The sequence below is a fragment of the Acrocarpospora pleiomorpha genome, assembly GCF_009687885.1.
Taxonomy (GTDB): Bacteria; Actinomycetota; Actinomycetes; order Streptosporangiales; family Streptosporangiaceae; genus Acrocarpospora; species Acrocarpospora pleiomorpha.
The window spans coordinates 1-8117 of sequence record NZ_BLAF01000134.1 but is presented as its reverse complement, the minus strand read 5'-3'; the positions used below and the strand labels follow the sequence as shown (position 1 = coordinate 8117).

General features: G+C 59.4%; 9 protein-coding genes and 1 tRNA gene. 7 read left to right on the top strand and 3 right to left on the bottom strand.

Annotated elements, in window-relative coordinates:
* Together Aple_RS51420 and Aple_RS51415 are read left to right on the top strand one after the other, a co-directional pair.
* Positions 1 to 645: DNA/RNA helicase domain-containing protein (locus Aple_RS51420; protein ID WP_155352121.1), on the top strand; the 645-nt coding region annotated here is incomplete at its 5' end.
* A 633-nt stretch (positions 646 to 1278) separates the two neighbouring features.
* Positions 1279 to 4188, top strand: a complete 2910-nt coding sequence (locus Aple_RS51415; RefSeq protein WP_155352120.1) for an N-6 DNA methylase — start codon at positions 1279 to 1281, stop codon at positions 4186 to 4188.
* A 427-nt stretch (positions 4189 to 4615) separates the two neighbouring features.
* On the opposite strand, the gene Aple_RS51410 is transcribed toward Aple_RS51415, so the two are convergent.
* Both Aple_RS51410 and Aple_RS51405 read right to left on the bottom strand, forming a co-directional pair.
* On the bottom strand, positions 4616 to 5245 hold the full coding sequence (locus Aple_RS51410; RefSeq protein ID WP_170322078.1) for a DUF2637 domain-containing protein: 630 nt from the start codon (positions 5243 to 5245) through the stop codon (positions 4616 to 4618).
* The gene (locus Aple_RS51405; RefSeq protein ID WP_155352118.1) at positions 5238 to 5573 is read right to left on the bottom strand and encodes a hypothetical protein; all 336 of its coding nucleotides are present in this window, start codon (positions 5571 to 5573) and stop codon (positions 5238 to 5240) included. Before Aple_RS51405 ends, Aple_RS51410 begins: the two co-directional genes overlap by 8 nt.
* Positions 5574 to 5664: 91 nt before the next feature.
* Between Aple_RS51405 and Aple_RS51400 the strand changes: the two genes are divergently transcribed.
* The 5 genes from Aple_RS51400 to Aple_RS51385 all read left to right on the top strand — a co-directional run bounded on the left by Aple_RS51400 (position 5665) and on the right by Aple_RS51385 (position 7405).
* Positions 5665 to 5777: transfer RNA gene (locus Aple_RS51400), tRNA-Leu, on the top strand.
* A 441-nt stretch (positions 5778 to 6218) separates the two neighbouring features.
* A complete protein-coding gene (locus Aple_RS51395; protein ID WP_155352117.1) occupies positions 6219 to 6551 on the top strand; it encodes an HNH endonuclease in 333 nt (110 codons plus the stop codon).
* A gap of 80 nt (positions 6552 to 6631) precedes the next feature.
* Entirely contained in the window at positions 6632 to 6805 is a 174-nt protein-coding gene (locus tag Aple_RS51390) for a hypothetical protein (protein ID WP_155352116.1), read from the top strand.
* A 40-nt stretch (positions 6806 to 6845) separates the two neighbouring features.
* Positions 6846 to 6974: a hypothetical protein gene (locus tag Aple_RS55965; RefSeq protein ID WP_281361777.1), complete on the top strand. Its 129-nt coding sequence runs from the start codon at positions 6846 to 6848 to the stop codon at positions 6972 to 6974.
* Positions 6974 to 7405 (top strand): phage terminase small subunit, encoded by a 432-nt coding sequence (locus Aple_RS51385; protein WP_155352115.1) that lies wholly within the window; start codon positions 6974 to 6976, stop codon positions 7403 to 7405. The genes Aple_RS55965 and Aple_RS51385 overlap by 1 nt, the downstream gene beginning before the upstream one ends.
* A gap of 286 nt (positions 7406 to 7691) precedes the next feature.
* Here Aple_RS51385 and Aple_RS51380 read toward each other — a convergent pair.
* Positions 7692 to 8117: hypothetical protein (locus tag Aple_RS51380; RefSeq protein WP_218038954.1), on the bottom strand; the 426-nt coding region annotated here is incomplete at its 5' end.

The following is an 8117-nucleotide window of genomic DNA, read 5'->3' as shown; positions in this document are numbered from 1 at the left end:
TGGACCCCGCGTGAGGAGTACGACGTCTTTCTCGCCGCATCGCCACACGAGATGGAAGACTACCTTCGCATTCAGCTGGCGCAGGACGCCACCGCTCGGATCACCGCCGGCTACTGTTGGCGATGGTCCAAGGACACCGATCGAGACGGGAACCTGCGCAAAGACATAGTCATCGGAGACTGGCGCCGACCTTGGAACGCGGGCAAGAAGTACGCCCGCAAGCGAATCCCCGGCCCCGCGTCTTGGGCCACCGACCCCGCCGGGTTTGAGCAGGTGGGCTGTATTTACACTGCCCAGAGCTTCGAATGGGACTATGCCGGACTGATCATCGGCCCCGATTACGTCTGGCGCGACGGCCAATGGGTCGCAAGCAAGAACAAGGATCACAACATGCGAGGCGTGCATGGCGTCCAACTCCACGAGGTCGTCCGCAACATCTATCGAACGCTCGCGACCCGCGGTGTACGTGGAACCATCCTCTACTCGGCCGATGAGCAGACGCAGCGAATGCTCACACAAGCTGGGATCCCCCAACTTGGTGAGGAAATCGAGCGGCTCACAACCAGCCCGGCATACCGCGAATGGCATGTAGCCTCGCATGTAAAGCTCCGGCTGCCGAAGCCTAGCGCCGATCAGTTGTTCTAAATGATCTTATAAGGCACCAGGTGCATGCAGTATATAACTACGCCATGCTAGCGAATGCCGCAATCTTGAGGTTGGCTTTCGCGAACATGATTTGGCCCACCTAAGTGCTGCCCGAACGGGACATGAGCGCCAGGCGCATCAGTTGACTTCTGTGGCTTGCCTGGGCGTGGCGTGTGAGCCAACCGGTAGGAATCAGTGCCGGTCTCGGTGATGGAGCCGTTGTTGATGGGATCGAGCGGCTTTAGCGGTACAGCCTTGTTCAAGACGAGTTCGTTAACTAGCTTGGCAGTTAGGACGTACTTTGACCCAACGGTCGGCCAATGTGGCCCCGGTCACCAATGCGATCAGCAGGTGGGACTCGCCAGTGCACGAGTTGCCGATGAGGCAGAGTACGTGCCCGTGCCAGTCGCCATACCGCAGTATCACGGCGGCACTAGCCGATGTAGAACAAACCGCGGCGGCCGGGTCAGGCAGTGGCCAATCCGTAACCACATTGACCAGTCCATCCGCAGGCCCATGACCTGGTCTCGGGGAACATCGATGCTGGCGAGCTAGCCAGTTACCCCAATGCCTACGGAAACCGGCAGGCAGAAAGTAGAGCCGGAGATCGTCGTAGGCCGATAGCTTTGCTCTATGGTTCCAGATGAGTTCATGCGCAAGATCGACAGGTTGTGGGACGCTTTCTGGTCTGAAGGGATCCCCAACCCCCTAGAGATCGTCGATCAGATCACATACCTGATGTTCATCCGGCGACTGGAGGACATCCAGACCGCCAGAGAAAACCAGCATGAGCGCACAGGCGTACCGGTTGAGAACCCCATCTACACCACTGAGACGGACTCCCTGCGATGGTCTCGGTTCAAGGAGTTAGCACCGGACACCATGCTCAGTGTCGTACGAGACCAGGTCTTTCCCTGGCTGCGGTCTCTTGCTAGAGCCGATACGACCTACGCCCATCACCTCAAAGACGCTCGGCTCACCATTCCCACGGCTAACTTCCTGGCAAGGGTCGTCAACCTGCTCGACGAGCTTCCCCTCGACGCAGGGGACACCACGGGCAATCTGTATGAGTACATGCTCAGTAAGAGCGCACTCGCTGGGCAGAATGGGCAGTTCCGCACCCCTCGTCACATCATCCAGCTCATGGTGGAGACGATGGCTCCCGGACCCCAAGATGACGTGTGCGATCCAGCCTGCGGCACAGCTGGCTTCTTAGTTGCTGCGGCCGAGTACGTAGCTCGTGTCCACAAGAACACGTTGCTCGACCCAGCTCAAGCGAAACACTTTAACCAGGGCATGTTCCATGGCTTCGACTTCGACAACAGGATGCTTCGCCTTGCGAGCATGAACATGCTGCTGCATGGAATCGAACAACCGGACATCCGCTACCGCGACTCCCTTGCTCAGAACATTGCCGACGACGCAGAACGCTACTCGGTGATCCTCGCAAATCCCCCGTTCGCTGGCACTCTCGACTACGAGCGCACCGCCACTAATCTGCAGCAGACCGTTAGGACGAAGAAGACAGAACTGCTCTTCCTCGCTCTTTCTCTGCAGCTCCTCAAACCGGGAGGAAGAGCTGCCGTCATCGTGCCGGAGGGCGTGCTCTTTGGTTCGAGTGCAGCGCATAAGGAACTCCGCCGCATCTTGGTGGAGGACCACAAGCTTGACGGGGTAATCAAACTGCCGAGCGGCGTCTTCAGGCCGTACACTGAAATATCTACATCGATTCTCCTCTTTACCAAGACCAACGGCGGTGGTACAGACGACGTCTGGTTCTATGAGGTGACTGCCGACGGCTTCAGCCTTGATGCCAAACACAGCCCGTTACTCGCCCAGGACAAGACTGGTCCTCGCCCTGCTGTAGCCCTGCAAGAAGCTGAAAACGCCAGGAACAACCTGCCCGACGTGGTTGCACGCTGGCTACGCAGGAATGGAAGCGAGCGGAGGCGTAGCCGCTCAGATCAAAGTTTCAGTGTACCTAGAGAAGAGATTATCGTTCAGGACTACAACCTCAGCTTCAACTGCTACCGAGAGATCGGTAGTGGAAAGAAGACCGGACGCGTCGAGGACTGGCGACTTGGCGACTTTGCCGAGGTTATTTCCGGGTGGGTACCGGTAAGGGAACTTGAATGGGACACACGCCCCGCCGATCTTCTTAATGAGCAAAGAGTCCTGCACGCCTCGCTTCTGGCGTCTCCATTGCCAAATGTTGAGGATCTACCACTTCGGACCACTACGCGACAGCCAAAATACCGGCTCCAAGAGGGGGACATAGTGGGCCGAGACCTGGCGAGTCAGCGCAACTGGACAGTACTCCCTAGTGAATATGAGGGACTTCAAGCTGGCCAAGGGGTACTAATAATTAGAATCACCCGAAATATAGTTCCTGCAGAGTATGTAGTCACATACCTATCAACCCCCCAAGCGGAGAAAGCGCTTCCGCGCTACGGCGGGGTAATCCCACGCGTCAAGAGGGCCGACCTGGCCAATCTGGCAATCCCGGCATGCGATGGAGACTTCGAGTCAATCCGTTCTGCTGTTTCAATTCTCAATGAGGGTAATGGTGAGGTAAAGCGCATCAAAGACCAGCTCGAAACTTCTCGGATGAGCATCTTCGAGGACGGCACCAAAGGAGACCGACGAATCCGGCTCGAACAGGCAGCAGATCTAAGCACTCTGATTGTTGGCACCCTTCATAAGCAAACCGAACCATATCGCGTTTTCCAGGGGACTTACCCCTATCCAATCGCCCGCGCCGTGAGGAAATTCCAACACAGCCAAAATCCATCTGAGAAGCACGAAGCAGCAATCCAGTGCGCCGAGACATTAATCATCTCATTGGGGATTGTCTCGATGGCTCTCGCAGCATATAGGGGGAGAAAGAACCTCGATGAGATTGCCAAGTGGATGGAGGCAGTAAATTCTACAGGAGTTTCGATCGGCCGCTGGGTTGGAGTTACAAGGGCAGTAGGCAACGATGCCAGAAAGAGCGGTGAAGAGGCAACAGGCCTTGGCCATGCGACAGCCACAAAGAAGGGCGGGAAGGGCCTTATCGCAGACCTCGAAGCTCTCGTCAATATGCGGAATAAGATCAGGCATGGTGGGGGGCCCCACACTCGGGCAGAGGTTGAGGCGAGCCTAGCGAAGCTAGAGACGCTACTATTTAACGCGCTCACTCATAGCGCCTTCCTCGCAAAAATGAAGTGGATATATACGGATAGGCTTAGCTGGCAGCCGGCGAGTAAGAGATATCGAATATCCGGACTTCTCCTAATGGGCGACCATCCAGATTTTGAACCGAACAACTTTGAGACCAGCAAGCCTATTGCGGACAACAATCTATACATACTCACACAACAGGACGAAGTAATACCACTCCTCCCTTTCTGCACACTGGCCGACTGTCCTATTTGCCTCGTGCCAGAGCTGTATTATCCGGACCAAATCACTAAATCTACAGCCAGGCTAAAGAGCATTGACAGAGGCCACGAATTGGACAGTGAAACTATCTTCGACGGGCTTTCAGAGTTTATGGAGTGATTCCCGTTCTCCTAGAGAGCTTATATATGGCTGAGGTTATGGGGACTGGATGTCCAAGCCGGTCTTGGCGAGGAACCCACCGAGCAGCCGGAGTCGCTACTGCATCCGTTTCAGCCGGTTCTTGACCAGAGCGAGGAGCTGATCCAGGTTACGGGCCGACAGGTTAGCCAGGGGCTTCTTCATGTGCGCCCAGACCGCTTCGACCGAGTTGAACTCCCGGCGCATAGGTGGGCAGCCGATAGACCCGCAGCCACGGGTGCGCGGCGATCAGCTCGCGAATCCTCCAATCCAGCCGCCGAACGCTAGTCAAGGTCGATGAGAGTGTTGTCAAGATGAAGGGGCAAGGTGTTGTAATCTCCAACAGCAGAAAGCCCTTCCCGCCGAAAGATCGACGAGAGAGGGCTTTCGATCATCGCAACAGAGATGTTCAGCCAGGTTGCGGTGGCGCAACCGTAGAGATGATCTGCTTTACCTTGCGCCGGTCCACACCATGCCTGTCGGCGAGGAACCGTTGTGACAGGGGCTTTCCCGGCCCGTTGAGGCTGGCCACGTAATCAGCGAGGATCATGTCCTCAGTGGATTGCGCCGTTGTGGTACCGATGGTTCCGCCTTGGGTCAGACCCGACCCAATCACGACCGATGGCGGTTCCCCCTGATCATACGGGTTAGTCGACGCGGCGGCGCTTCGGGTGAGCATCATCAGCAACTCGAAGGATCCGACCAGAGCCACGGCAGGCCAGGCGCTGACCAGTGCACCCACGATGCCGTGGTTCATGCCGTGCGCCACGTTGGCTCCGACGGTGGCCACGATGCCCACGCCGAGACTCCACTTGGCCAACCCTGGTACATGCCGGCCACCGCGGCTGGCATCAAGGATCACCATCGACGCGGCCCAGATGAGACCGTCCATGGTGAACGGGACCAGTCGTGCGGTGATGCCGGATTCCCCATGAGAGCTGACGAGTTCGTAGGCGTGCTGGTAGGAGATGACCGCCGCCACGGCCGCGACGGCCAGCACGGCAAGCGCGGTCGTGATCCGGATGAGCCGCTCAACCACAGTCCACCTCCGCACACGCCCGCTCCCACTCGGCCGCTGTGGCCGGACGCAGTTCGCTCGCGTCGCGGAAGCACGTGGGGTAGAGCATGTTCTCGGGAGCGTCGCTGTTCGATACGGACGGGTCTGGTATGGCCGGTGCTGGCACCTCGACCAGCACCGACCACTCGTCGGGACCGCATTGGCTCAGGATCGAGCCGGGTAACCAAGCCCACGTGCTTCGGTCCATCGGATCGGCACCGGGCAGCGGGTACCGGACGAGAACCGGAGCATCATCGGGGAACTGATCTCCATAGGCTGCGCCACCGCGATAGTTGATGTTGTAGGTCATGTGGCCTCCTCCCCCGCCCGGAGGGAGCCACGGGAGCCAATTTGGGGAGCCAATGCCTTCCGGCTCCCACAGACTCGCCGCGACCCCCTCAGAGCGTTAATGCAGGTGAGAGGCGCCCCAATCGACTCAGCACGACCTAGATCGACACACCAAATTTCCCTGACACGGAAGAGGTCACTGGTTCAATCCCAGTATCGTCCACCAGTTCCCGTTAGCACGCCAGGTCTGACCTGGTCAAACACGAATCGAAGCCCCAGCCCACGGCCTATGCCGGGAGTCTGGGGCTTCTCGTTGTTTGTGGTTGATTGCGGTACTTGTCAGCACCGGTGCTGACTTCGTGCTGACCTCACGCACCACCAAGAGCCACCGGGCCGCCCCCCTTCCCGGACCTTTTCGAGAAAGTCCGACAGATAGCTGTGGGGAAGGGGGTAGGGGGATGGGGTCACCGGGTCAACAAGAGGCTCCTAAAGAGCCTCTAACCAGGGACTCAACTACATCCAAGGGCCCTTCAGGGGCCCTACTAGAACTACTGATTACTGGATCGCCTCCTGGCGATCCTAGATAGTCCCCCGGGGCCTGAAGGCCCCCACCGGATACCCCTCCCCAACCCCACTGCGACTACGGCCTCCTTGGGGGTGGTTCGCCATGCCCAAGGCACCCTCCAAGTGCCTGGAGACAGGCTGTCGCCAGCCTGCCACGACCAAGGGCCGGTGCCAGAAGCACTACGTGCCCTGGACGGTCACCAGCGCCCGCAACCAGACACGGCCCAAGAACGCCGCGTCCTTGATCCGCAGAGTGCGCTTCCGCGACCGCAAGCGCTGCTACGTCTGCGGTCGGCCTGGCCGGATCGTGGACCACAAGACCCCAGTCGCCGAAGGCGGCACCTGGGACATGAGCAACCTGGCCTGCATCTGTAATGCCTGCCACGAGATCAAGTCGGCCCAAGAGGCTGCGCGGGGGAGGTTGAGACGCCGATGAGCACTCCTGGTTGTCCGGGCTACTGCGGCTCCTGCGTAACTCCCTGCTTCCTCCGGGGCGCTACCGCCCCCGTGGACCCCGTGATCGTCCATGAGGTCGCCTACAGCGACCTGGCCCATGACTTGGGCAAGTCCGACACCGACGCACTCGGCTGTAAGCGCTGGGAGGACCTGAACACCTCCTGCCTGCCCAAAGCGTGTGTCGGCAACTTCTTCTGCTGGCGTGAAATCGCCAGCGACGGCGGGCCCTCGTAGGCCCACCACTTCTTCTTTCTTCTTCACTGGGGGTTGCAACATGGCCAAGCACACCAAGCCGGCCGACGAGCCGTCTGCGGAGTCGCAGGACGTCGAGATCGACGAGAACCCAGTTGAGCCGGTGTACGCCGCCCGAGAGGGCCGGTACAGGTTCACCAGGGAGCCCTGATGGCAGGCAACGGCCCTCCCCCCAAGGAGAACGCGGTCCGGCGTAACGCCGTGGACCTGAGCCACCTGGAAGGCGACGACGTCCCCGACAAGGTGAAGAAGCTGTTCAAGCGCGACGGCTACAGCGTTGCCACATGCAGGTGGTGGGACACCTGGGTTGAGTCCGAGCAGTCCGAGTCGTTCAAGGCGACGGACTGGCAGAGGCTCCAGATGCTCGCGCCACTTGTTGAGGCGTACTTCCGCAGGCCAGGGCATAACGCCCTGGCCGAGATCCGACAGAACGAGTCCCTGCTAGGTGCGACCGTAACCGACCGGATGCGGCTGTGCATGAACAAGGGTGAGTCCAACAAGCAGAACAACGATGGAAAGCCCGACAGTTACCCCGAGAACGTTAAGGACATGGAGCTGTACCGGTCCCTTGGCGGGGCCTGACCCGCTTTCCAGCACGCGAGCCTTATGCGCCTTCTCGAACTCCAGCAGCTCAACCTCTATCCGGGTCCGGCTGGCCAACCTATCCGCCTTGCCGTTGTTCCAGCCCGTGCAGAGCCTCGGTATCAACCCGCCGAGCTTTTCGGCGTTGTCGAAGAGAACCCCGACCGCCATATCCGCGATGTCCAAGCGCTCACGCGCAGTTAAGTCCGTCATAAATTCAAAATCGTAGTGCCCCCGGGGGCCGGGAGGTGATGTCCGATGCAAACGGGCAGTCCGGGGCGCGTGGCTAGGGCTCCAGCTCGCGCATCTCGGTCTTAGCCTTACGCAGCTCCTCCAGCGCTGCCTTGGCCTTCTCCCTCTCGGCGAGCCCGTCGTACCAGGAGGTCTGAAGCTTCGGGAACCATCCACCGAGCTTGTCGGGGTTCTTGAAGAGGTACACCACGGCAGAAACGAGACCTGCACTGGTCAGCGCGGTTGTAGCCAACTCCACCGTCAGCGGAGAGTTCATCGAGATACGGCTCACTACGATCCCGGTCTCAATAGACCCGTTCGGCACGAGCCGTTCGCGCGCTCGCATCCGCAACCTCCGCTGTGTAGCGCCCCAAAAAGGGGCGTCCGAGTCTCCGCCCGCCTTGACGGTTGAAGCATCGTCCACTGCCTCAACGAAGGTATTCAACGCCCGCAGGAGTGCTGAAACCTGATGCAGGCGTGG